Origin of the sequence: Kosmotoga olearia TBF 19.5.1, from assembly GCF_000023325.1 — a bacterium.
In the GTDB taxonomy this organism is placed as follows: domain Bacteria; phylum Thermotogota; class Thermotogae; order Petrotogales; family Kosmotogaceae; genus Kosmotoga; species Kosmotoga olearia.
Genome location: NC_012785.1, coordinates 337,387 through 359,638 on the forward strand (window position 1 = coordinate 337,387; position 22,252 = coordinate 359,638).

Consider the following 22,252-nt stretch of genomic DNA (forward strand, 5'->3'; position numbering starts at 1 on the left):
GCTCCAGCCTCCCGTTTCATCTTTCGTTATTCTTTGGTGAAGGGCAGGAGCGCCATATGTCTGGCACGTTTAATGGCGGTCTTCACCATCCTCTGATGTTTAGCGCAATTGCCGGTAATTCTCTTTGGAACAATCTTCCCCTTTTCCGTCATGAATTCTTTCAATAAAGCGGTGTTCTTATAATCAACATAAGTTACCTTCATCGCACAGAGTTTACACTTCTTCTTCGTTCTTCTCCTTCTTTTTTCTCTCATTTCTATCCTCCTTATCAGAATGGTATGTCGTCACTATCGGTGTTTTCCGATTCGCTTCCAAAGAAGGTTATATCGTCATCGACTGGCTTTACATTCTCATCAATCAATGGTCCTTCTGTATCCACATTGGCCTGAGATTTCGTCTCCATAAATCTTATATTATTGGCCACTACTTCTGTAGTAGTCCGTGGATCACCATCCTGCGTTTTCCACTTTCTGATACGTAGCGAACCTTCAACAAGAACCAGACGGCCTTTTACAAGGTAGTTGCTGACAAATTCTGCGAGTTTTCCAAAAGAAACGATTCTAATAAAATCAGTGTTATTGCTATCGTTAATATCGGTCCTCATAGGTCTATCGACAGCCAGCGTAAAAACCGAGACTTGCGTTCCATTCGCACTGAAACGTATCTCAGGATCTCGCGTCAAACGCCCGACCAACACCACACGGTTATAACTAATAGACATAATTACTCCTCCACAGAGGGTTCCGTTGTTGTTTTCTGGGAAATTTCACTGGAAACCCCAGATTTTTCATTCTGTTCTTCAGCCTGAGGAGTTTCAATAACCTCAGTTACAACGGCTTCCGCTGCCTTTTTTCGAGCTTTTTTCTCTTCTTTCTCAAGGTCTTCTCTTCTAAATGTCTGCCATCTGAATATCTCTGGCGTTATATTGTAGAGCCTTTCCAGAGAGTTAACTTTTTCGGGATCTGCACGGAAAAGTACAACAGTATAATCTCCTTCCGTAAACCCTTTTCTAACACGGTAAGCAAGTTTTCTCATGCCCCATCTGTCAAATTGCTCAATAGTTCCCTCAACACGTTCTTCGATGTACCTTTTGACTTTCTCAGCAATAGCCTCTCTTGCTTCATCAGGTAATTCCGGTGAAACGATGAACATCGTTTCATAAATACGCTTTTCAGACATACGTTACCTCCTCCCATGGACTTATGGCCTTGCCTTTTGGCAAAGCGGGATTTTGACGCAAAAAGATTATAACACAGTAAAACCCAGACAATGGAAATTTTTTGTTTCTGATAAAAATCTCTAAATTTAAGAATACCATCAAGGTTTCCCGTACCAAGGGGAAACTCTCGATGGTACCTAAAAAGTCCTATCCCTTTTATTCCTTTAAAGAATTTGGGAATATGTCAAGAAGTCCAGCTCCTCTTCGGAAAAAACTTCAACACCATGGGTCCTTAAATACCATGCGGTGCACCCCGTGCCGGGTACAAGAACGGATTTGAAGGTTCCATCATAAACATAGTGCGTCCCGCATGAAGGACTCTTTGATTTCAAGATGGCAATCTGTGCCCCCATCAGTTTGGCAATTTTAAGGCTCTCACGAGCACCTTTAATGAAATATCCAGTCACATCTTTGCCATATTCGTCAATTACTCTGGCCCCTTCGTGCCAACCTTTTGAAGAAACTATTTCTGCTCGTGGACGCGGGGTTGGAAGCCCTCCGAGTTGTTCCGGACATATTGGAATTAGAAAAAAATCTTTGGTTAACTGAAGAACATTCAAACTCAAACTGTTTTTCCCGCAATAAGTACAGTTAATCCCTAAAAGACAAGCACTAACAAGTATTTTTTTCATATCACTTCCCACCACTCTGAGTTCCATCGTGTTTGTATTCTCTAACATAGTAAATAAGGTCTCTTGTAGGCAAAAAAGCTATTGGATCACGTGGATAAGACTTTCCGTCAGCAGCGAGCCGCCTTACCTCAAAATGAACGTGAGGCCCCGTTGCTAATCCGGTGCTACCCACTCTCCCGAGAAGATCTCCAGCATAAACATGTTGCCCAACGTAAACACTTATGTGACTCATATGTGCGTATCTCGTTACCGTTTCACCGTCATCATGCATTATTTCAACCATATAACCATACCCTTTGTCAAAACCTGCAAACACAACTGTTCCTCTTCCAGCTGCAAAAATTGGTGCTCCTTCCGGAGCGGCAATGTCCAAACCAGTATGAAATTTTCTTTGGCCGGTGATAGGATGAATTCTCATTCCATAATAAGAACTTATATATCCGTATACAGGCCACCTCAAAGGTTTTTCTATTGGTTCATAAGCAAAAACGTTAATAATGGATGCTGGAATAAAAATCTTCTGTCCTGGAAACACCCAGCTATCTCTGGTAAGGTTATTAGCCTTCAAAAGCGGTTCCAATGGCGTAAAAAACAGTTTAGCAATGTAGGTCAAGGTATCACCTTTTTTTACTTCATAAAGGAGCCCATCAGGTTGAGGAATAATAAGCTGTTCTCCAACACGCAAAAGCCTCGGATTTTCAATATCATTGAAATCAAGGATGGTAGATATATGTACGTCAAATCTTCTGGCAATTTCGTAAAGTGTATCTCCAGGTTGAACTTCATAAGTTAATAGCATATAGGCGTATAAATGTGCAACAGCAATTATAAAAACTAACAGCATTATGTGCTTCAACTTCACCTTTCAACACCTCCACGACTAATTAAGAACACCAAAACAACAATGATTATACCAAATGGAAAGGTATAAATAGAAGAAAACCCGAAAATCGCTCTACCAAACACGTTCAAGCCAATAAATATGGTCATCGATGCTCCAAAAAGTACAACGCTCGCCGCAACATCCTTGATGACCTTCACTTTAGTGTTAAATCGCGGCTCCAATAAATCAGATAGTTCTTCTATTAATGTATTTACCCCTTCAAGTATCCATACTATGAAAACTGAGAATATGATCCACAAAAGATCCGAGTCATCAAGTTGATAAAGAATAGCAAAAAAGAGCACAATAAACCCAATAATAAGCTGGATTCTAAAATTACGTTGCGTCTTGAATAAATGCGTAAATCCATCAAATGCATGTGTGAGGCTCTTTATAAACCTGCTCATTCGAACCCTCTTCCCACAAAATCATGTCTCTCTTCCTTTAATACATAGGATCTTTCAATCAGGGAAAATCCAAGATCGATTGCTTTTTCATTCAGTTCATGATATTTAGGCTTTATATACTTTTTCATAGCTTTTTTTAGCTCATCGGATTGCAATAGATTCGCTGCTTTTGCAATCATTCCAAGACCGGCCATGTTCGCTGGTAAACTTGAGCCAAGTTTTTCTTCAACAATTTTTGTAACGGGTTGAATAATTATTTTTTTCGTGGCTCTGAAGGCTTCTTTGGGTATCCTGTCAATGTAAGAATTATCGACTATTAGAATTCCATTCGTTTTGAGTAGAATCGCATGCATATTCAGAGCGAATTGGTGCATGCTGTAGATAACATCAAAACTGCTCGCTTCTGGATAATCGATCGGTTCTTTGCAAAACAAGACATCGCAGTACGACAATCCCCCACGAACCTGAGCGCCATGGGATTGAGTCTGAACAACCCAGTATCTCTTAGAAACAAGTGCATCGGCTAGTATTATTCCCATAAGAACGTTTCCCTGGCCACCAATACCTGATATTCTTATTGAATGTGGATAAGAGACTGCCACCTATTATCACTCCTCGTTTTCTTCAAGAAGTTTTTCTTTCAGTTTTTCGTATCTATGGGTATAGGTTTCCCTTTCTACGTTCACGAACTCACCCGTAATTATCTTTCCAGTAAGTTCTTCTTCGGACATTTTCATTGCTTTCGTCAGCAGGACGGCATTTTCTTTGAAGTGCTGAAGCATACCCGTAGGAACAGGCATTCCGTTATAACGTCCAAAATACGTATGACAGTTTGTGAGTATCTCAACAACAGAACATCCTTTATGTTTTAGGGCTTTTCTAATGTACGTTACCATCTGGGCATAGTGGTAAACGGTGCTTCTCGCCACGTATGTAGCACCAGAATTAACAGCCAGGTTAACCACATCAAAATTATTCTCGACGTTTCCGTACGGCGCGGTTGCCGCATACATGTCTTCCGGGGTAGTAGGCGAATACTGACCACCAGTCATCCCGTAAATCTGATTGTTGAAAACAATGATTGTTATATCCATATTTCTACGACATGCGTGGATAAAATGATTACCGCCGATTGCCAGCAAATCCCCATCTCCCCCCATAACAACAACATTGAATTCGGGTCTTGCCAGCTTTACACCGGTCGCAAAGGCTATTGCACGCCCGTGAAGGGTGTGCAAGGTATTGAAGTTTAGGTAACCTGTAACCCTCGAAGAACAACCAATACCTGATACCACAGCTATTCTATCTGGATCGAGTTGTTCTTTGTCAACAGCATCGATAAATGCTTTCATTATTACGCCATTTCCGCAACCCGGACACCATACATGAGGCATTCTATCCTGTCTCAGGTACTTGGTTAATCTTGTAATCGCCATGATTACCTCCCCGCATTCTCATAATGTTCTAAGATGACGCCGGTTTTTTCTAGCAAAAACTCAGACAGTGGATCAGGATAATCAACATCATAAACAACACGTTTTATCCCTGCATTGATTATTAACCGCGCACAAATGGAGCAAGGCTTGTGAGTTACATATATGGTTGCACCATCAGTAGAGATACCAAACTTTGCAGCCTGAGAAAGAGCATTTTGTTCAGCGTGAGCAGCATAGCAGATTTCTTGATTTTCACCGGATTGTATCGAAAGCGCATCTCTTATACACTCAATTTCATTGCAGTGGGGAAATCCTGAGGGGGGCTGATTATAACCGGTTGCCAGAATCCTGTTTTCTCTAACAATGATCGCTCCAACTTTTCTATGTAAACAGCTGGAACGTTCTTTTATCAAATGCGCAAGACTCATGAAGTAAGAATCCCAATCCTTTGAATCTCTTGGTTTTTCTTCGACTTTAAATTTTTTTAAAAATGCTTCTATCACATCTTTCTTCATATTCTTACAACAACTCCCTTAGAGTTACCACATGTTTCTTTTCTTCCACTATTATCTTCTTCACTGCTTCTTTGGCCTCATTGTCAGTAATTATCTCCAGCAACTCATAATAGAATATAACCGTTTCTTTCTCTCTTTCGATAGCATAGCGAATAACCTCTTCAGGTTCACTGTTTGCAAACCGTTTGACCAATGTGGCTGAATCCGGAAAAACCTTGTGTTCACTCATCGTCTTAAGATAATCGGAAGCTTCATCCCAGTTTATCAGATTATCGGCTTCTTCCTCGAAACGCTTCAGGAGGGTTTTGAATGTTTGCATATGCTCTTCTTCCTGCTTCGCGAGATATTGAAAAGTGGATTTTGCATCTTCTCTATTACTGTTTTTCGCCATGGTCATATAAAACTTGTAACCCTCAACCTCAATATTCAAAGCAATCTCCAGTATCTCATGAGGTGAAAACATCTTCAATCTCCTCCTTTATCCCCATCAGTCTTTCAAACACAACTTTCGAAAGATCAAGACCCCTATCGTTGAGTTTGATCCTTTCATTATCCACTATAACAAAACCTTCCAAACTTTTTTCTATTCTCTCTACCACTTTCTCCAGCAATGACTCATTCACCTGGAATCTGCTGATTCTGACACCTTCAACAAGCCTGAGCCCCATAAAAAGGGTTTCGAAAAGTTCCTCTAAATCATTGTTTTGATGTTCGTACTCTCTTGCAAAGTGTCCAACATTCATTGCCTTCACATACTCCGAAAATGAAGTTGTGTTGACATATCTAAATCGATTGAAATGACCACCTGCAGAAATCCCCAAGCCGACGTATTCCCCGTTTTCCCAGTAGTTTTTGTTGTGTATACACTGGTAACCTTCCCTTGACCACGAAGAGATTTCGTAACGATTATATCCCTTCTCTTCAAGGGTTTTGATAAGATGTTCATGTAGTTCCGTTATCAAATCTACGCTCGGCAGCTCAATTTTACCAGTTAAAACTCTTCTCATCAAAGGAGTGTCATGGTCGGTATCGAGGATATAATAGGAAATATGTTCAGGTAGGAACCTTTCTATGAGTTTTATATTATTCTCAAAGGTTTCGCGGCTCTCACCTGGAAGCCCTAAAATAAAGTCAAAATTTACGTTATCAAAGGCTTCCCGCGCAAACCCTAATCTTCTGAGCAAATCTACTGGATTTTTTCGGCCAACGTTGTTGAGTACTTCTGTTGGCGCTGTCTGTATTCCGATGCTCAATCTGTTTACACCAAGCTCCTTCCAGTCTCTCAGATTTTCGCAAGTTATCTCCCATGGATTGGCTTCAAGAGTCAATTCTTCTACCTGAAACTGTGAAGAGAAAGCGAGTCTATCGATAAGTTTCTCGAGAAAACGAGGCTGATACAATGAGGGGGACCCACCGCCAAAGTACAGGGTTTTTAGCATTAATTCATTGTTAGAAGTCCACAACTCTATTTCGCTTAACAAGGCTTTATTATAGGTCTCCGCTTGATCTGCATCAAACGGCAGTGTCAAAAAATCGCAGTAATCGCATTTCCTTTTGCAAAAGGGGAGATGTATGTATATTCCAACCTCTTTCATTAATAAATGAACCTCACGAACATCGTGACAACATCTAAATTATTCAAACCGATCCCCAAAGCAAACAGCTCACGATTACCAAGATTGCTGACGAGGAGATGTGTTTTAACCTCATCCAATCCAATAAACATCTTAGCAGACACCGTCAAATTGGTTGTTCCTATCTTAACTAGTCTGTTTAAGTAAAGAGCTATGCCAGGAGAAAATTCTGCGATTGAAGCTCCTATACCAGCTCCGTATCCCAGCTCTCCCAGCGAATCAATTGTTTCTATGTCTAATGTCAACTGACCCCAGCTCTCTGTTAAAAATAGCCTAAAGCTCCTGCTGAAATCCTTTGCAAAAAAGTATAATTCGGAATCCCAGAATTTCGAATTATTATCACTCCTGTTGATTACACGTACTCCTGTGTTGAAAGCACCAATAGGCATACGAAGATTAACCCTGGAATAACTCCGATATCCACCGTTAGAAAACAAATAAACCTCATTGTAGGAATGGGAGAACAAAGGGGCTTTATAAGAATTCGATACTAATCTTCCATACGCGCAAAAATCACCAGTATCGCTAGCTATTATTCCAAAAAACAGGTTTCCATCTTTTACTTTTATCTTGAAAAAACCCGTGGAATATTCCTCCCAGCTGTCGTGATAATAAACCCCAAGGTATGGATTCCCGGAAAAAAGCGAGATGTTCAATCCCACGCTGTCAAAAAACAACGGCAATTCGAATTCAGTTGACCAAAAAGCATCCTGAAGTGTAAATCGTACTGTGGGTGCAGCATATATCAAAACAGAAAAAATGATAAATAGGCCTATCATAAATGTTTTTTTCATTCTTCCAGCAACCTCCTGACAATCTCATTTACAAGAGCTGGATTGGCTTTTCCTTTCGTTCCTTTCATCACGATACCAACGAAATATCCCGCAACGCCTTTTTTGCCGCTCCTGTATTGTTTAACAGCCTTCGGATTTGCCTCCATGGCTTTTCTTATAAGCTCTTCTATCAACTTTTCATCGTTTATCTGCTGTAAACCAAGTTCTTCAACCAGTTCTGATGGCATTTTTTTGTTCTCTACCATTTTTGAGAAGAGCTCTTTCGCTATTTTCGTGGAAATTTTTCCTGAATCCAGAAGTTTAAAGAGATCGACGAAATGCTCTGGCTTGATACCAAGCTGATCTACGGAAGCGTTCCGCTGCTTTAGCTCTCTTAAAAACTCCGTCATTATCCAGTTTGATGTTTCTTTTGGTTTTCCGGTGGCTCTCGCAACATCCTCAAAGAAATTGGCAAGTTCTTTGTCCGAGCACAGTACTGACGCGTCGTACTCAGGGATACCGTACTCCTGCACAAATCGACTCTGTTTTTCCCATGGAAGTTCCGGCAATTCTTTTTTCACTTTATCCACATATTCCTGCGTCAATTTCAGTTCCGGAAGATCTGGCTCCGGAAAGTATCTGTAATCATTCTCCTCTTCTTTGGATCTCATTGAAGTGGTTTCCCGCGCAGAAAAGTTCCAGCTTCTGGTTTCCCGTACAATATTTTCGCCGTTTTCCAGAGCTGCTTTTATTCTCTCAAATTCAAACTCCAGAGCTTTTTCAACAAACTTAAAAGAATTTATGTTCTTTACTTCCACCCTTTCCGAGGATTTACCTGTCTCTGTGTCGTAAACGGATATATTGGCATCACAACGTAAAGCTCCTTTTTCCATATCTCCACTGCATACCTCTATGTATCTAAGGGTATCTCTCAAAAGCTCCATAAACTCCCTGGCTTCTTTTGGAGAATTCAAATCCGGCTCCGTGACAATTTCTATAAGCGGCACACCACAACGATTCAAATCGACAAAACTTTCCGTGGCTCCAGATATGGAATCTGCTCCCTGATGGAGCATTTTTCCGGCATCTTCTTCTATATGTATTCTCCTTATTCGTACCTTCTTTCTACTTTCACCTGTTCCTATCATAAGATAACCATGTTCTGCTATTGGATGAAAATACTGCGTTATCTGGTACCCCTTGGGAAGATCCGGGTAAAAGTAATTTTTTCGATCAAAGGAAGAGAAAAGGTTAATCTCACAATTAAAAGCCAGTGCAGCTTTCAAAGCATATTCCACAACTTTTTCGTTCAGGACCGGTAACGATCCCGGTTGCCCGGTACAAACCGGGCAGATTGCAGTATTAGGTTCCAATTCGAAGACATCGGCGCTACAATTACAAAAGGCCTTTGTCACTGTTGAGAGCTGGGCATGTATCTCCAAACCTATAACTGCTTTATACATGTCAATACCACCTTTCAGCTATTCTCGCCAGACCATTTTCATCATAAGATGGAGAAAGCTTCTCCAGAATTCTTGCTGTGTTTAACATCCGAACATCTTCGAATCGTCTCGCCATCATCTGAAAACCAACGGGTAACCCTTCATAAGCGCCTGCTGGAAGTGATATTGCGGGAAGACCAGCAAGATTGGCCGGAATCGTGTAAATATCCATTAGATAATAAGTCAAAGGATCGCTTATTTCACCTATCTTAGGAGCTACAATAGGGCTCGTTGGGTTGATCACAAAATCGTATTTCGAGAGAATCTCATTGATTTCTTTTGAAATAAGCTTTCTAACCCTCAGGGCTTTACGGTAGTACGCGTCATAATAGGCTGCGCTTAAGGTAAAGGTCCCGAGAAGTATCCTTCTCTTCACTTCGTCGCCAAAACCAAAATCCCTGCTTTGATTAACAACTTCTTCATATCTATCCGCATCTTTACGCTGTCCGTATCTAATACCATCATAACGAGAAAGGTTCGAACTCGCTTCTCCTGGTGCTATAAGATAATAAGTGGCAACAACATATTTGAGTGATGGAATGGAGACCTTCTCCACGATACCGCCAGCTTTTTCGATAGATTCCACCATTTTAATAAATACCTCTTTTACACTTTCTTGAAGCCCGGGATATTCAATCATTTCCCCAGGAAGGGCGAATTTTAGGCCGGTTAAGTCTTTCGGCTCTTCGTTTTCAAAGTTCAAAGGATGCTCGATCGTTGTGGAATCATCTGGATCGAATCCGATTATTACTTTTGCTACTTCAACGGCATCATCCACACATCGAGTTATTGGACCGATTTGATCAAGAGATGAGGCAAAAGCTACCAGTCCATAACGCGAAACCAATCCATAGCTAGGCTTATAACCCACAACACCGCAAAAAGCGGCAGGTTGCCTGATGGAACCTCCAGTATCACTTCCCAGAGCAAAGGGGACCAAACCTGCAGCTACTGCGGCAGCACTTCCACCACTGCTTCCACCCGGAACTCTATTTGCATCCCATGGATTCTTTGAAGGTCCAAAAGCTGAGAATTCCGTTGAAGACCCCATAGCGAATTCGTCCATATTTGTCTTTCCCATCAATATTGCTCCAGAGTCCCTAAGACGCTTTGTTACCGTGGCATCGTAGACTGATTTATAATTTGATAGAATCTTACTGCCACATGTGGTTTTAGTTCCTCTGGCAAGAATGTTATCCTTTAAGGCGTAGGGAATCCCATTAAGTGGCCCTTCTCCTGAGGTTCTATCAGGATCGGGAATTATCTCTGTAAAAGCATTCAGTTCATCATTGTAGGTGTTAATCCTATCGTTAAAGAAACGAAAAATGCTTTCTTTGTCCTTTAGATTTACGAGTTCTTTTATTTTCATTCGAAGAAATTTATTTGGCAACTGACCCACCTCCCATTTTTACAAAAGTATTGTAGCATCATATATTGAAAAGCTTGTAAAAGCTATCGGGTAATTTTACTCTGAATCATAACCTAACAGGAGTGATGGAATGTTTGAAAGATACAAACACTTTGTGGCGATTGTAAACAATGAAACGCGTGAAGAACTCGAAGACTTATCCGTTAAAAACGGTTTCTTTAACATCTATTTCGAAAACGTGTCTGATGGAGAATGGATTGCCCATCTTTATCTGGTGGCAGATGAAGAAGTTCCCGATTTTTTGAAGGATTTCCCATTCAAATATCTGGAAGATGAAAGCAGCGATAATTGGCATAAAAAATTTAGAGAGAGCTTAAAACCTTTCGAACTCTGTGACGGTATAACTGTTGTCCCGCTTGAAAAACCAGCACCGATTTATCAAAATGATCAGATTGGTATAATTCCTGGATTAGCATTTGGAACTGGGCTGCATGAGAGCACCAGATTAGCAGCCGAATTATTGAAAAAGTTCCTTAAGCCCGGAGACAGTCTGCTGGATGTGGGGTGCGGCACCGGAATCCTTTCGGTGCTAGCGGCAAAGCTCAGGGCAGGGCACGTTGTTGGAATCGATAACGATCCAAATGCCATAGAAAAGACACGTGAGACGTCTAAAATCAACGGGGTATCGTTGAACATACTAGAATCTAATTTCCTTCAGGCTCTGGCTTCAGATGAAAAATTTCATATCATAGTATCTAATATGATCGTCGAGCTTCTCAGCAAGTTCTACGAAGACGCAAAAAACTTCCTTTATGACGATGGAATACTGATACTTTCAGGAATCATCAGTAACAAAGAAGAAAAGTTCACAGAAGAACTAAAGCGTCATTATTTGCTTCTGGAACGAAAGGCGGAAGGAGAATGGGTGGCTTTAGCAATGAAAAAGAAATAATAAAGCTTCAGCTTGGTAGAGATATAGAAAATGATTTTACCGTTGTTAGAAGGTGTAGCTGGGGATATCCGCAGTGTATAAAATCTTCATTGATTACAAATGGAAAACCTTTTCCCACATTGTTTTGGTTGACATGCCCACTTCTCTTGAAGGAAATTTCAAAGCTCGAAGAAAAAGGTATGATTAAAACCATAGAAAGCAGGCTGGAAAACGACGAAAACTTTATGAAAGCATATGTGAAAGCACATAAGGAAACCAAAGATTTGAAAGAACAACTCCTTGCTTCTCTTTCAATAAGTGAATGGCAACGCAATGCCATTATTGAGAGAGGCATAGGCGGCATAAAAGATCTAAAACGTGTAAAATGTCTCCATCTCCAGTTAGCAAATTACATGGGAGGCATAAAGAATCCCATTGGAGAATTGATCTGGAAAATTATTGAACTTCAAGAATGTCCACCAAACGATATCATCTGTGATAGGCTGGTGAATAAATTTGAAAAATAAGCTCCTGGCAAAGGTTCGGGAACTTCCCGAGAAACCCGGGATTTACTTATTCAAAAACAAAAAGGGAGAAATTATATACATTGGAAAAGCAAAAAAACTAAGAAAGAGGGTTTCTTCATATTTTCGTGCTTCAACACACGAACAAAATGGAAAAACCAGAGAACTTTATCAGGAGATTGACGATCTAGAATTCATAGTCGTTCCCACTGAGAAAGAAGCTCTGCTGCTTGAGGCAAATTTGATTTATCAACACAAACCGAAATTCAATGTTCTTCTCAAGGATTCCAAACGTTATCCCTATATTTTTATCTCTGATGATGAATTTCCATACATCTCCATAACAAGAATACGGGATAGAAAAGGTTTTTATTACGGTCCATACACCAGCATAACCCTCGTAAGGAATCTGTTGGACCTTCTCCAGAGAATCTTCAAACTCCGATCCTGTATGGATAATAGAGACTGTAAAAAAGGACGTCCGTGCTTCCTGTATCATTTGAAGATGTGTTCCGCCCCTCTCGCCGGGGAAATTTCCCACGCAGAATACCAGAAGCAGGTTCGTGGATTCATGGACTTTCTCGATGGAAAAACGCTGGATGTCAGAAGACAACTGGAAAGAAGTATGCAAAGACTTGCTGAGAACCTGCAATTTGAGAAAGCAAAAGAGATCCGCGATGTTCTTGTTTCCTTCGATCGTCTTTACAGCAAGCAAGCTGTGGATGTTTCAGAGAGTTATACCGCTGATTTTATTGTTCTTGATTCTGGAATTGTAACATTATTGGAAGTCAGGGGTGGCCTATTGCTCGGTAAATTGACCTTCGATTTTCCCGAAGGAAATTTAAAGGATTTCATTCAACAATTTTATTATGGCCAGAATCACAGAAAACCTCCCGTTTTAATCGTCCCTGGACTGAATAAATCCGAAATCAAAGAAATAGCAGAAGATTTTGAATACATAGGAAATCCAAGGAGCGAAGAGGAAAAACGTTTATTGCTGATAGCCAGTGACAATACCATAGAAGAACTGAGAATTCGATTAAAAGTACAACAATCGTTGAAAATGGCAAAAGAGCTATTGGGGTTGAACAAAATTCCAAGAATTATTGAAGGAGTAGATATTTCACATACGCAGGGGGTTTATACCGTTGCCTCCGTTGTTGTGTTTCGAAATGGCCAACCCGACAAGATTAGTTACCGCAGGTACAGAATCACCGAGCTTAATGAACCTAATGATTTCGAGGCTTTAAAAATACTAATGAGACGTAGATATTCCAAACACCCACCACCGGATCTGCTGCTCGTTGATGGAGGGGCTCCACAACTTGCAGCGGTTCGTGAGTCACTTGAAGAGCTCGGACTGAAGAAGATAGATTTCATTGGATTAGCAAAAGAAGAAGAGGAAATAGTTTTTCCTGACAACAGAGGAAGATTGAAACTTTCACCCGATCATCCCGTTTTGCGATTGTTGACAACGATTAGAGATGAATCACACAGATTCGCAGTGAACTACCACAGAGTCTTAAGAGAGCGAAAGTTTTCAACATCAAGACTCGATGACATTCCCGGTATTGGGCCAAAAAGAAAAAGGGCACTGGTTAGAGCCTTCGGAAGTGTGACAAACATAAAAAAGGCCAGCAAAGAGGAACTCATGAAGGTAATAAAAAATCGAAAAGTTGTTGAACAGATACTTGCATGGACAAAAAAACAGGGGTGAGACAATTTCTCACCCCTGCTTTCTTGAAAGAAAATTACTTAACTTTCTCTTTTAATTCTTTACCGGCTCTGAACTTGGGAACCTTTCCTCCAGGAATCTTGATGGGCTTCTTGGTCCTTGGGTTCACGCCTTTTCTGGGCTTTCTGGTAGCAACCTCAAAGGTACCGAAACCAACGAGCTTGACTTCCTCACCCTTGGAAAGCTTCTCGCCGACGATCTCGATAAAGCAGTCAAGGATTTCTGCTGCACGTTTCTTTGTTACCCCAGTTCTCCCAGCAATTTCTGCCACAAGCTCCTTTTTGTTCACAGAAACACCCCCTATTCTAGAAATGAGCTGTCGTCGATATTCTAACACTTTTCAAGTAGTCTTTGCAACTATATAAGAGCTGTAAGTCTTTGTTGAAAATGGTTACAAAAAGGGGGTGAATAGAACATTGTTCAAAAGCCATTTACAAACGTTGCCACCTTCTAAGAATTCGTTCTTTCTGGTAAATTCTTAAATTCTTCATCCTTTTAACTTCAAAATTCGTGATCATATAAGAATGCAATTTAAGCCTCATTTCTACGTCCACCAGGCCAAAATTAAATTATTTTCAGAAAGATCGTGGATTCGAGAACCTTTGCCAGTCACTCCAGGAAATAGCCATCATTGTTTGGAGTCTTCGTAATGTTAGAATATTGAAAGGATAGAAAAATTGGAGAAGATGTGACTATGCGGTTGAACACAGTTAGAAAATATTACCAGAGCAGAAATGCGAATGGCGCCCTATTCGGAAAGGTTTCCAATATCTACTGGCTATTCGAAGGAAATATTGATCCCAGAATGGATCTTTTTTCCGACAGAGGGTCATTTTTCATTCTTATCCTCAGTGACAGAGTTCTCATAATTTGCCCAACCACAATCTACAGAAGGTTAAAAGAAGAGGTTTTTACCGGTTTTGACTTCGAGTATTTAGAGTATCCCTGGTATGGCGATCCGCTACCCTTACTTGAAAAACTTGGCCACAAATTCGGTACTATAGTAACCGATCTACCGGAACTTCGTGGAGTGAAGGGATATATTGGTGTCGATGACTCTTTCTATTCGGAAAAAATGGTTCTTTCAGAAAGGGAACTCACAAGATTGAGAGCAGTAGGGAAACTGAGTGAAAGTATGCTTTACGAATTCTCTCCAGAGCTTTCTCCTGGTTTAACAGAGATTGAAATTGAAAAGGTACTGAGAGCTCTACTCAATGAAATGGGGCTTGAAGTTCCCTTCATTGGTGTATGTTCCGATGAACGTATCACAAGTTATTCTCAAAGTCATTCCACAGAGAAACGTGTAAAAAGATATCTCAGAATATCGCTTACCACCCAAAAACAGGGATTGCGAGTTTCTCTCACAAGATTTTTCTATTTTGGGACCATACCTTCAGAACTTATTACCGTACATGAAAAGGCCTGCGCTCTTTACGCTCACCTTGCATTTGACACTCTGAACTCTGAAACAATGGAAGAAGTCTACAATAAAATCCATCGGGCATATTCAGTACTCGGGCTCAAAAGAGAAAAACAGGAACTATATGTAGGAGGTCACACAGGATATGTTGACAGAAGTTTTTTGGTTTACACCAGGAATGTAAAGATAAGACCATGTACAGCTTATGCCTATGGGATCGACTACGAAAGTGCCAGAAGTGAAGATACTTTTCTTATTAAAAACGACGGCAACGCCGAATTTTTGACACTAGGAGAAGATTTCCCAAAGATCGTTGTGAAAGTAGAAAACCTGAAGGTTTTTCGTCCGTGGATAATGGAATTGTAAGTTGGGACCGAGAAAAAGCGTTGCGGGTTGTGCGTAAATATCAAGAAACGAGATTCCGAGAGTCCGAGAGAGCTGCTTCGCAGTGTCACGCGTAATCACCCCCTAAAGAAATAGGACAAGAGATAACGAAGTGATAGTATGAAAGAAGAGGGGGCGAAGGGATGAGAGGCAGAGAACAATATTCAATGGAATTGAAGCTAAAAGTGGTAAAGGAATACGAAGAGGGCCACAAAAACACAAGAGAAATCAGGGAAGAATACGGGATACCGGATTCTACATTATGGGGTTGGATAAACAAATATAGAGCGGAGGGAGAAAGTGCTTTTGAACCGAAACTCAGAGCTGGAGATTTCATTGTTGATCCAACGAAGATACCACCTGTTCTGTACAAAGAGATAGGGCTTGACAAGATAAAGAAAGACCCAAAAGAGCTAAAAGGGGTTCTCAACGAAATCGAGAAATACAAACTCATAATAGCAGAGAAAGAATTGGAAATAAGGTTGCTAAAAGAAGCTCTAAAAAAAACTGGAAAAGGCTAGCAGTTGAACTTTTCGCTGAAACATATATGGGTTATGGTTTTTCAACCTCTTATCTTTTGAGAATCTTTGGAATAACCAGAAGCAGTTACTATCGCAGGAAGAAACCCGTGTTCTTTCTCAAAAAGACAAAACCAGGTAGAAGGCGCAATTACTGTCTAAAGACAAACGGTGAAAAGTTCGAAGATAAAGAGCTTGAAAAACTACTCAAAGGCATATACAGCAGAGTGAATCCATATGAACCTGAGTATTATCTGAAAGTATTAGGAAGCAAGAAGCTCAGCAAGTATTTTCTGAATGAATTTGGGATAATAGTGAACCACAAGAAAGTACACAGAATGAGAAAGAAGCTGGGATATGTCAGGAAATACTGGCCGAAACAGCACCATCCTGTTAGGCGCTCAACCCAGCATGAGATAGACAGGACAGGAATACTGTGGGAAGCAGATATTAAGTACATAACCACAATACAGGAAGGGAATATAGCCTTATTGGACATAATAGATGTATATTCAAGGGAAATAGTGGGTTCATATCTTGGGAAGAGTTGCAAGTGCAAAGATTTTACCCGAACACTGGGAAGGGCAATGCTTTACCAGGAAACGGTACCTCAGTTGGTCCGTACGGATAATGGAAGCCTGTTTACAGCTAATTACACCCGGGAATATTTTGAAAAGAACGAGATAATCCAGGAATTTGGGATAAAGCACCACCCTGATTCCCAGGCCTTTATTGAATCACAGCATTCGAATGTGCAAAGGGAATTTGTGGCTATGAATGTGTTTGAGAGAGCGGAAGACGTTTACCGGAAATACCAGGTGTACATGGATTTCTATCATAATCTCAGACCACATGGTTCTTTGAAATACATGACACCACAAGCCTTTAAGAAACACTGTAGCATTTCCATGATTCAGTCTGTTAAAGCTTGATCTCGTTAACCCGTGTCTCATTATTGGGGGTCAGACCGCACGAATCCCTTCGGGATTGACACGAACTCATTCTGAGTTGTCACGAACTGCTACGCAGTTGAAAAAACATTTGACGCTCGCGAGGCTGTCAGCTGATGGAGCGACGATAAAGACGGCTGTAGGTTGTACGGGAAGAACACCCTTTTGAAAAGAGCGGCTATAGGGTTGGGGTCTGGGGTTTGAAAAAGATACGCACAACGCACAACCTGTAACCAACAACCATAACTAGCCCTGCATCATTCGCGTCAGCGAATCTAACCCCATTTCCCGCTAGGGATACGTAATGCCTCAAAAATAAATCTACTTGAAATAGATTGGATGCCTCAAAATAAAATCTACTTAAAATTGAGAGGGACATAGTTGAGGATCCCTCCTTTCGATTTGTCAATCTGGATGCTCAGTAATTGCTCTTGCAAATGTGTTATTATACTCTTGAGTTTGTAAATGTCTAGGGCTTCGTGTTGTCTGCGAAGCCTGTCTTTTTTATCTTGGTCAACCCAGGGAGATCGCATGATCCTTTCGTATGGTGTAGTAGGGCGGTCGTATTTTTTGCTTACCTTGTTTCCTTTTCTAATTTTCTCAATGATTTTCTGATTTGGCTGAAAATGATTATTGTACAGATTCAGAGACGCATACAACTCCTTTAGTATTTGGAATTCTTCCTCTGTGTCGTATCTGTAATATCCAACGGCTCTTCTTACAACAGACCAGTTCTTTTGTTCGACATGACAATTATCATTCTTGTTGTAACTCCGGGTTCTGGTGAATAGAAGCCCTTCATCTTCACAATAACGGTATATGTGTCTATTAATAAATTCTGATCCGTTATCTGAGTGAATACCTAATAAAGTGAAGGGAAGCGTTTTCCTCAACTGAATTATAGCTTTTAATGTCCAAATTTGCGCTTTGTTTCTTATTGGTGCCACTACACTCCAACCACTTGCTACATCTACCATGTTGAGGCTGTAGCAAAAATCACCACTTACACTCCCGCCATCATGCCCAACGAGGTCAATCTCAACAAAGCCTGGTCTTGTATCGTCCCACTCGTAATGTGTTTTTATTCGTATGTGCTTTTTCAGAAGTGTTCCGGGCTTTGTATGAGATCGTCCTTTGAGTTCCATCTTTTTCCTCTCGCTGGATAACAATCTATCGATAGTGGAAGCACTTATGCTGAGAAGCTTCCTCTTTGTTTCTTCAGCCAATGTTAGATGCCCATTACGAACAAGATTATCTATTACTTCGTCCATCACTGCTTCGAGCCTTTTACCACATGGAAAATCCATTATCTCCCATATCTTCACGAGTTTCACGAAGACTTTGTGATCATATTTTTTCTTTCGACCTTTTTTCTGGCTGGGTGAGGTTGCCTTTCGCTTTTTCAAGGCTCCTCGTAGTAAAAACGATGCGTAACTACGATTATACTTGGTAACTCGGGTGAATTCATCTAGAATCTCGGATTTTTCTTTTTTGCGAGCTTTTCTGTACCTTTTTGAATACTCCTTCACCACATTTTTCATATCCAGCCTCTTCATCTTCTCGCCTACCTTCTTTGGTATTCGAGAAGATTATCCCTCTTTTTCGAGTAGATTTATTTTTGACGCAACGTTCCCTTTTCGAGTAGATTTTTTATGAGGCAATTCGGGATATTGACGTTTAGACCAAAATCTGATATATTTAATGCGTGCACGGGGAGTAGCGCAGATGGCAGCGCGCCTGTCTTGGGCACAGGAGGTCGCTGGTTCAAGTCCAGTCTCCCCGACCAGTAATGCGGCTGTAGCTCAATTGGTAGAGCATCGGCCTTCCAAGCCGAGGGTTGCGGGTTCGAGTCCCGTCGGCCGCTCCAGCGCCCGTGGCTCAATGGATAGAGCATCGGACTTCTAATCCGAGGGTTGCAGGTTCGAATCCTGCCGGGCGCACCACACATACTTCTAATCATGGTGGCTATAGCTCAGCTGGCAGAGCGCCTGACTGTGGATCAGGTGGTCGTGGGTTCAAATCCCACTAGCCACCCCATTTTTTGTGCGCGCCCGTGGCTCAACTGGATAGAGCATCGGACTTCGGATCCGATGGTTGCGGGTTCGAATCCTGCCGGGCGCGCCACTGTCTTTCCCAAGCGCTATCGCACCAGACTCAAAGGAGGTAGCAAAAGATGGAGGTTTTAAAAGTTGCATCCAGTTCAAAACCAAACGCGGTTGCAGGTGCTCTTGCAGGGGTGATCAGGGAAAAGGGAGTTGCAGAAGTTCAAGCCATTGGAGCAGGCGCTGTCAATCAAGCCGTGAAAGCGATCGCAATCGCCCGTGGTTATGTTGCTCCCAGTGGAATTGACCTTGTTTGTCTGCCGTCTTTCGCCGATGTTGAAATCGACGGTGAGGTTAGAACAGCTATAAAATTTGTGGTTAAACCCAAAGAGTAAAAAAACAGGCCAGGTGGCCTGTTTTTCTATTCTACTACAGCAATAAACACATCACCGGGACCTAACGAAAGGTTTAAAGGTCCTGATGTTTTCCATGTTTCATCAACAATATCCTTACCTTTCATGCAAACCTTTAATGTGTGCTCGCCTCTCCAGGTATAATAACCGAGGTCCAGTGTAACGTTCTTCATTTCATTGAAATTGATGTTTCCCACTATGACTAAACCTTTTTCACTATTCCAATACAACATTCCGATAACGTGTTTGTCTTCGGCAAAAAGTAATCTAAGGTTGTGTGGCTCTTTCAAAAGTGCATTCATTGAAATTCGGAGCTGTGAAAGGTGCCTGGTCAACTTACAAAGGTTTTCTTCCGTATTCCAGTGAAGAACGTAATGATCAAAAAAGGCCAGTTTTCCATAAAAAGGATCCTCAGGTGGAAGAACAAACCTTCCCTCTTCTGAGTTGTCGAGGCCGAGGTTCATAGGCTGACGCTCAAAGATTTCCTGTCCAGCATTGATAAAAGGAATGGTATTGGGTAAAAAGAAATTCAACGCCGTCATAAATTTCGAAAACACCTTCCCATACTTACGGGTACAGGCCCTTGGGGTATCGGGGGTTTCAACAGCTGCGAGAGCTGGTAGTTTTAGCTTCGGCAGGATTTCGTAACAAAGTTCCTTCGTTTTTCCTTCTTCAAATCTCGCTTCCATCCACCAAACATTCCCAAGAATACCATTGTAACCCGAGTCTTTTGCTTTAACATCATTTGACATAACAAGCTCTTCCGCGATTATGGCAAAGGCTGGATCGGCTTTTCGTGCCGCTTCTACAATTTGACGCTCAAGAGCCTCGGGAAGGGCATGCCCCATATCAAGGCGAGCACCATCAACCCCAAAATGTTCATTAAAGTAGGGCATTATGTCTTGAAGCACCTTCCAGAGGCCGGAATTGGGTATGGTCCCCGGGAAAAGAGAAGATTTTATTACATCAAAAAGAATATACGGCGGCTGTTTAGGATCATCGAGATATTTTTTCGCCTCTTCAGGATGGTCTTCATATAATCTGAGAAATGTAATGTCATTCCAGGTTGGCTGAGAATCATTGATCCAATCCGAGAAACCTGGTGGTGTAATGACTTTGAACTCACGTACCAGTTCCTCTAAAAAATCCTGGTTCCCTTTGTTAGCTTCAACAAAGTTTTCCCAGCGTTGAGGATCCATAACGTTTGGTGCATATCTGAATTTCCTGAGATGTTGTTTTACTATGTCAGAGGAGTAGACCTTTTCCAGATTTTCTTTTGATGGAAGTTCAAAGCCGAGCCCTTCGATTTTCGGCGGAGCGTAATCTTCCAACTCTGAAACATCTATCCAGTAAAACCAATCCGGATGTTCTAAAATTAGGTCCGCGTCGCGGGCTGACGTCCGGGGAATAAAATCAAGAATCACGCGAATTCCAAGAGCGTGAGACGCCTCCATAAAAGCCTTGAATTCTTCTTCGACACTGAATCCATCCAACAAAGTATCATGATACCTTGGGTCTATCTCAAAGAAATTTTTTACCGAATATGGTGATCCAACCTCGCCTTTTCTAAATTTGTCGCTGTATTTTGTTACCGGCAGGAAATAAATAGTATTAATTCCCATAGCTTTCAAGTAAGGTAACATGAAAATCATTTTGAGAACTGTGCCAGATTCCGTATACCCCTCGCTGTCGATAGGAGTAAACACTCTCGGATTAAGATGTGGATAAGCTGAGGTCGAACGAATATGCGCGGAATACATGATGCTTTCATTCAGCCAATCAGGGGAGCTTTCTTTGTTAATCTTTGATAATGAAAGAAGGTAATTCTTCCCCTCTTCCATCTTACTCAGAATGTCGCGAATTATACTGTAACCAAATTCATATGGGTTAACATAGATGAACTGACCTTTGAGTCTTACCGTTCCCTCATAATCCCTGGGGAACCATTCGCGAGGTATGGCGTAATCAACTTTGCCAGAATCGATCTTTTCTTTCAAAAAAGCGGCAATGTTTTTAAGATACATTTCAGAAACCTCCCAAAAATTTGGGGCGGCCTGACCGCCCCAAATTACTGGCGGAGGCGGTGGGACTCGAACCCACACGGGGCAAAGCCCCACCGGTTTTCGAGACCGGCTCCTTAGCCACTTAGGATACGCCTCCAATCCAGAAAAATTATATCATGCCATTCAGAACTGTCAATCGAACAATTGATGTTGAGGTTCATAAAAAATTTACTATTCTGCGCAACAGCCGTATGGAAATATGATAAAATAACGAAACGGTGACTACTTTTGCTTGAGATGGGTCTCAAACCCTAAACGGTACCCAGCTCAGCAAATATTTGTTGCAAGAGGAGGTGTAACTGATGTACGCTATCATCGAAGCATCCGGGAAGCAGTACAAAGTCGAAGAAGGGATCACATTGTTTACGGAAAAACTCAAGGATTTCGCTGAAGGCGATCAGGTTGTATTTGACAGGGTTCTTCTTTTGAAGGACGACAGTGGTGTGAAAGTGGGCAAGCCCTACCTCGAAAACGTTAAGATAGTTGGTAAGGTCGTCAGGCACGGTAGAGGTAAAAAGATCAGAGTCGTGAAGTTCAGACCAAGAAAGAACTACCATCGTGTCAAAGGGCACAAACAGTGGTTCTCAGAAGTCCTGATCGAGAAGATCGAGTATTGAGGTGGAGGTGATCTGAATGGCCCACAAAAGAAGTAGCGGAGCTGGAAGAAACGGAAGAGACAGTAATCCAAAATATCTTGGAGTCAAGCGTGGAGAAAACGCCTTCGTTAGAGCAGGGACAATAATAATCAGACAAAGAGGAACGAAGATCCACCCTGGTCAAAATGTTGGTATGGGAAGAGATTTCACGCTTTATGCTTTGATAGATGGTAAGGTACATTTTGAGACTCGCAATAACAGAAAGTATGTCAGTGTTTACGCTGAATAACCTGAGGCTTTGGTTTT

The 22,252-nt window shown here is 41.4% G+C and carries 26 protein-coding genes and 6 tRNA genes; 14 read left to right on the top strand and 18 right to left on the bottom strand.

Going from position 1 to position 22,252, the window contains the following annotated elements; genetic code table 11:
• Window positions 1–26: 26 nt before the first annotated feature.
• The 14 genes from rpsR to gatA form a co-directional block, all read right to left on the bottom strand.
• Entirely contained in the window at window positions 27–254 is a 228-nt protein-coding gene (gene rpsR / locus KOLE_RS01590) for a 30S ribosomal protein S18 (protein ID WP_012744825.1), read from the bottom strand.
• Window positions 255–268: 14 nt separating this feature from the next.
• Window positions 269–721 (bottom strand): single-stranded DNA-binding protein, encoded by a 453-nt coding sequence (locus KOLE_RS01595; protein WP_012744826.1) that lies wholly within the window; start codon window positions 719–721, stop codon window positions 269–271.
• Window positions 722–723: 2 nt separating this feature from the next.
• Window positions 724–1,179 (bottom strand): 30S ribosomal protein S6, encoded by a 456-nt coding sequence (gene rpsF / locus KOLE_RS01600; RefSeq protein WP_012744827.1) that lies wholly within the window; start codon window positions 1,177–1,179, stop codon window positions 724–726.
• A 204-nt stretch (window positions 1,180–1,383) separates the two neighbouring features.
• A complete protein-coding gene (locus tag KOLE_RS01605; protein WP_012744828.1) occupies window positions 1,384–1,851 on the bottom strand; it encodes a 2-thiouracil desulfurase family protein in 468 nt (155 codons plus the stop codon).
• A gap of 1 nt (window position 1,852) precedes the next feature.
• Window positions 1,853–2,713 (bottom strand): M23 family metallopeptidase, encoded by an 861-nt coding sequence (locus KOLE_RS01610; protein ID WP_012744829.1) that lies wholly within the window; start codon window positions 2,711–2,713, stop codon window positions 1,853–1,855.
• Window positions 2,710–3,141: a diacylglycerol kinase family protein gene (locus KOLE_RS01615; RefSeq protein ID WP_012744830.1), complete on the bottom strand. Its 432-nt coding sequence runs from the start codon at window positions 3,139–3,141 to the stop codon at window positions 2,710–2,712. Before KOLE_RS01615 ends, KOLE_RS01610 begins: the two co-directional genes overlap by 4 nt.
• Window positions 3,138–3,743, bottom strand: coding sequence for a 2-oxoacid:acceptor oxidoreductase family protein (locus KOLE_RS01620; RefSeq protein WP_012744831.1), 606 nt, complete (start codon window positions 3,741–3,743; stop codon window positions 3,138–3,140). Before KOLE_RS01620 ends, KOLE_RS01615 begins: the two co-directional genes overlap by 4 nt.
• A 6-nt stretch (window positions 3,744–3,749) precedes the next feature.
• Window positions 3,750–4,577: a 2-oxoacid:ferredoxin oxidoreductase subunit beta gene (locus KOLE_RS01625; RefSeq protein WP_012744832.1), complete on the bottom strand. Its 828-nt coding sequence runs from the start codon at window positions 4,575–4,577 to the stop codon at window positions 3,750–3,752.
• 2 nt (window positions 4,578–4,579) lie between these two features.
• A complete protein-coding gene (locus KOLE_RS01630; RefSeq protein ID WP_012744833.1) occupies window positions 4,580–5,092 on the bottom strand; it encodes a deoxycytidylate deaminase in 513 nt (170 codons plus the stop codon).
• A 4-nt stretch (window positions 5,093–5,096) separates the two neighbouring features.
• Window positions 5,097–5,555 carry a ferritin-like domain-containing protein gene (locus tag KOLE_RS01635; RefSeq protein WP_012744834.1) on the bottom strand — a complete coding sequence of 153 codons (459 nt, stop codon included), beginning with the start codon at window positions 5,553–5,555 and terminating at the stop codon, window positions 5,097–5,099.
• Complete coding sequence (gene hemW / locus KOLE_RS01640; RefSeq protein WP_012744835.1) at window positions 5,539–6,687, bottom strand: radical SAM family heme chaperone HemW; 1,149 nt, start codon at window positions 6,685–6,687, stop codon at window positions 5,539–5,541. The genes KOLE_RS01635 and hemW overlap by 17 nt, the downstream gene beginning before the upstream one ends.
• On the bottom strand, window positions 6,687–7,520 hold the full coding sequence (locus KOLE_RS01645) for a hypothetical protein (RefSeq protein ID WP_012744836.1): 834 nt from the start codon (window positions 7,518–7,520) through the stop codon (window positions 6,687–6,689). The genes hemW and KOLE_RS01645 overlap by 1 nt, the downstream gene beginning before the upstream one ends.
• Window positions 7,517–8,962 carry an Asp-tRNA(Asn)/Glu-tRNA(Gln) amidotransferase subunit GatB gene (gene gatB, locus KOLE_RS01650; RefSeq protein ID WP_012744837.1) on the bottom strand — a complete coding sequence of 482 codons (1,446 nt, stop codon included), beginning with the start codon at window positions 8,960–8,962 and terminating at the stop codon, window positions 7,517–7,519. Before gatB ends, KOLE_RS01645 begins: the two co-directional genes overlap by 4 nt.
• A gap of 1 nt (window position 8,963) precedes the next feature.
• Window positions 8,964–10,370, bottom strand: a complete 1,407-nt coding sequence (gene gatA / locus KOLE_RS01655; RefSeq protein ID WP_041288803.1) for an Asp-tRNA(Asn)/Glu-tRNA(Gln) amidotransferase subunit GatA — start codon at window positions 10,368–10,370, stop codon at window positions 8,964–8,966.
• Window positions 10,371–10,500: 130 nt separating this feature from the next.
• Between gatA and KOLE_RS01660 the strand changes: the two genes are divergently transcribed.
• Genes KOLE_RS01660 through uvrC form a run of 3 tightly spaced genes read left to right on the top strand, consistent with a single transcriptional unit; the run spans window position 10,501 to window position 13,542 of the window.
• Window positions 10,501–11,322, top strand: a complete 822-nt coding sequence (locus KOLE_RS01660; RefSeq protein ID WP_012744839.1) for a 50S ribosomal protein L11 methyltransferase — start codon at window positions 10,501–10,503, stop codon at window positions 11,320–11,322.
• The gene (locus KOLE_RS01665; protein WP_012744840.1) at window positions 11,292–11,828 is read left to right on the top strand and encodes a DUF501 domain-containing protein; all 537 of its coding nucleotides are present in this window, start codon (window positions 11,292–11,294) and stop codon (window positions 11,826–11,828) included. Before KOLE_RS01660 ends, KOLE_RS01665 begins: the two co-directional genes overlap by 31 nt.
• Window positions 11,818–13,542, top strand: coding sequence for an excinuclease ABC subunit UvrC (gene uvrC, locus KOLE_RS01670; RefSeq protein WP_012744841.1), 1,725 nt, complete (start codon window positions 11,818–11,820; stop codon window positions 13,540–13,542). The genes KOLE_RS01665 and uvrC overlap by 11 nt, the downstream gene beginning before the upstream one ends.
• Window positions 13,543–13,576: 34 nt before the next feature.
• On the opposite strand, the gene KOLE_RS01675 is transcribed toward uvrC, so the two are convergent.
• Window positions 13,577–13,849, bottom strand: a complete 273-nt coding sequence (locus tag KOLE_RS01675; RefSeq protein WP_012744842.1) for an HU family DNA-binding protein — start codon at window positions 13,847–13,849, stop codon at window positions 13,577–13,579.
• A gap of 405 nt (window positions 13,850–14,254) precedes the next feature.
• On the opposite strand from KOLE_RS01675, the gene KOLE_RS01680 reads away from it, so the two are divergent.
• From KOLE_RS01680 to KOLE_RS01690, 3 genes are all read left to right on the top strand, one after another.
• Window positions 14,255–15,346 carry a M24 family metallopeptidase gene (locus KOLE_RS01680; RefSeq protein WP_041288611.1) on the top strand — a complete coding sequence of 364 codons (1,092 nt, stop codon included), beginning with the start codon at window positions 14,255–14,257 and terminating at the stop codon, window positions 15,344–15,346.
• Window positions 15,347–15,507: 161 nt separating this feature from the next.
• Window positions 15,508–15,885: a helix-turn-helix domain-containing protein gene (locus KOLE_RS11720; RefSeq protein ID WP_012744844.1), complete on the top strand. Its 378-nt coding sequence runs from the start codon at window positions 15,508–15,510 to the stop codon at window positions 15,883–15,885.
• Window positions 15,807–16,814: an IS3 family transposase gene (locus KOLE_RS01690; protein ID WP_237697547.1), complete on the top strand. Its 1,008-nt coding sequence runs from the start codon at window positions 15,807–15,809 to the stop codon at window positions 16,812–16,814. Before KOLE_RS11720 ends, KOLE_RS01690 begins: the two co-directional genes overlap by 79 nt.
• 374 nt (window positions 16,815–17,188) lie before the next feature.
• On the opposite strand, the gene KOLE_RS01700 is transcribed toward KOLE_RS01690, so the two are convergent.
• A complete protein-coding gene (locus KOLE_RS01700; protein WP_012744847.1) occupies window positions 17,189–18,373 on the bottom strand; it encodes an ISNCY-like element ISKol11 family transposase in 1,185 nt (394 codons plus the stop codon).
• 169 nt (window positions 18,374–18,542) lie between these two features.
• On the opposite strand from KOLE_RS01700, the gene KOLE_RS01705 reads away from it, so the two are divergent.
• The 6 genes from KOLE_RS01705 (at window position 18,543) to KOLE_RS01730 (ending at window position 19,269) form a co-directional block, all read left to right on the top strand.
• A tRNA-Pro gene (locus KOLE_RS01705) sits at window positions 18,543–18,618 on the top strand.
• Between the two features lie 5 nt (window positions 18,619–18,623).
• Window positions 18,624–18,699: transfer RNA gene (locus tag KOLE_RS01710), tRNA-Gly, on the top strand.
• A tRNA-Arg gene (locus tag KOLE_RS01715) sits at window positions 18,700–18,775 on the top strand.
• 18 nt (window positions 18,776–18,793) lie between these two features.
• Window positions 18,794–18,869: transfer RNA gene (locus KOLE_RS01720), tRNA-His, on the top strand.
• Between the two features lie 10 nt (window positions 18,870–18,879).
• Window positions 18,880–18,956: transfer RNA gene (locus KOLE_RS01725), tRNA-Arg, on the top strand.
• 49 nt (window positions 18,957–19,005) lie between these two features.
• On the top strand, window positions 19,006–19,269 hold the full coding sequence (locus tag KOLE_RS01730) for a stage V sporulation protein S (protein WP_012744848.1): 264 nt from the start codon (window positions 19,006–19,008) through the stop codon (window positions 19,267–19,269).
• 26 nt (window positions 19,270–19,295) lie between these two features.
• Here KOLE_RS01730 and KOLE_RS01735 read toward each other — a convergent pair whose 3' ends face one another.
• Window positions 19,296–21,311, bottom strand: coding sequence for an alpha-amylase family glycosyl hydrolase (locus KOLE_RS01735; protein WP_012744849.1), 2,016 nt, complete (start codon window positions 21,309–21,311; stop codon window positions 19,296–19,298).
• 48 nt (window positions 21,312–21,359) lie between these two features.
• A tRNA-Ser gene (locus KOLE_RS01740) sits at window positions 21,360–21,447 on the bottom strand.
• A 205-nt stretch (window positions 21,448–21,652) separates the two neighbouring features.
• On the opposite strand from KOLE_RS01740, the gene rplU reads away from it, so the two are divergent.
• Window positions 21,653–21,967 (top strand): 50S ribosomal protein L21, encoded by a 315-nt coding sequence (gene rplU, locus KOLE_RS01745; RefSeq protein ID WP_012744850.1) that lies wholly within the window; start codon window positions 21,653–21,655, stop codon window positions 21,965–21,967.
• 16 nt (window positions 21,968–21,983) lie between these two features.
• Window positions 21,984–22,235: a 50S ribosomal protein L27 gene (gene rpmA, locus KOLE_RS01750; RefSeq protein ID WP_012744851.1), complete on the top strand. Its 252-nt coding sequence runs from the start codon at window positions 21,984–21,986 to the stop codon at window positions 22,233–22,235.
• The last annotated feature ends 17 nt before the right edge of the window (window positions 22,236–22,252 follow it).

Coding starts and splice junctions, on each gene's coding strand:
- rpsR (WP_012744825.1), bottom strand. CDS start 254: ATGAGAGAAAAAAGAAGGAGAAGAACGAAGAAGAAGTGTAAACTCTGT.
- KOLE_RS01595 (WP_012744826.1), bottom strand. CDS start 721: ATGTCTATTAGTTATAACCGTGTGGTGTTGGTCGGGCGTTTGACGCGA.
- rpsF (WP_012744827.1), bottom strand. CDS start 1,179: ATGTCTGAAAAGCGTATTTATGAAACGATGTTCATCGTTTCACCGGAA.
- KOLE_RS01605 (WP_012744828.1), bottom strand. CDS start 1,851: ATGAAAAAAATACTTGTTAGTGCTTGTCTTTTAGGGATTAACTGTACT.
- KOLE_RS01615 (WP_012744830.1), bottom strand. CDS start 3,141: ATGAGCAGGTTTATAAAGAGCCTCACACATGCATTTGATGGATTTACG.
- KOLE_RS01625 (WP_012744832.1), bottom strand. CDS start 4,577: ATGGCGATTACAAGATTAACCAAGTACCTGAGACAGGATAGAATGCCT.
- KOLE_RS01630 (WP_012744833.1), bottom strand. CDS start 5,092: ATGAAGAAAGATGTGATAGAAGCATTTTTAAAAAAATTTAAAGTCGAA.
- KOLE_RS01635 (WP_012744834.1), bottom strand. CDS start 5,555: ATGTTTTCACCTCATGAGATACTGGAGATTGCTTTGAATATTGAGGTT.
- hemW (WP_012744835.1), bottom strand. CDS start 6,687: ATGAAAGAGGTTGGAATATACATACATCTCCCCTTTTGCAAAAGGAAA.
- KOLE_RS01645 (WP_012744836.1), bottom strand. CDS start 7,520: ATGAAAAAAACATTTATGATAGGCCTATTTATCATTTTTTCTGTTTTG.
- gatB (WP_012744837.1), bottom strand. CDS start 8,962: ATGTATAAAGCAGTTATAGGTTTGGAGATACATGCCCAGCTCTCAACA.
- gatA (WP_041288803.1), bottom strand. CDS start 10,370: ATGAAAATAAAAGAACTCGTAAATCTAAAGGACAAAGAAAGCATTTTT.
- KOLE_RS01660 (WP_012744839.1), top strand. CDS start 10,501: ATGTTTGAAAGATACAAACACTTTGTGGCGATTGTAAACAATGAAACG.
- KOLE_RS01665 (WP_012744840.1), top strand. CDS start 11,292: ATGGGTGGCTTTAGCAATGAAAAAGAAATAATAAAGCTTCAGCTTGGT.
- KOLE_RS01680 (WP_041288611.1), top strand. CDS start 14,255: ATGCGGTTGAACACAGTTAGAAAATATTACCAGAGCAGAAATGCGAAT.
- KOLE_RS11720 (WP_012744844.1), top strand. CDS start 15,508: ATGAGAGGCAGAGAACAATATTCAATGGAATTGAAGCTAAAAGTGGTA.
- KOLE_RS01700 (WP_012744847.1), bottom strand. CDS start 18,373: ATGAAAAATGTGGTGAAGGAGTATTCAAAAAGGTACAGAAAAGCTCGC.
- KOLE_RS01730 (WP_012744848.1), top strand. CDS start 19,006: ATGGAGGTTTTAAAAGTTGCATCCAGTTCAAAACCAAACGCGGTTGCA.
- KOLE_RS01735 (WP_012744849.1), bottom strand. CDS start 21,311: ATGTATCTTAAAAACATTGCCGCTTTTTTGAAAGAAAAGATCGATTCT.
- rplU (WP_012744850.1), top strand. CDS start 21,653: ATGTACGCTATCATCGAAGCATCCGGGAAGCAGTACAAAGTCGAAGAA.
- rpmA (WP_012744851.1), top strand. CDS start 21,984: ATGGCCCACAAAAGAAGTAGCGGAGCTGGAAGAAACGGAAGAGACAGT.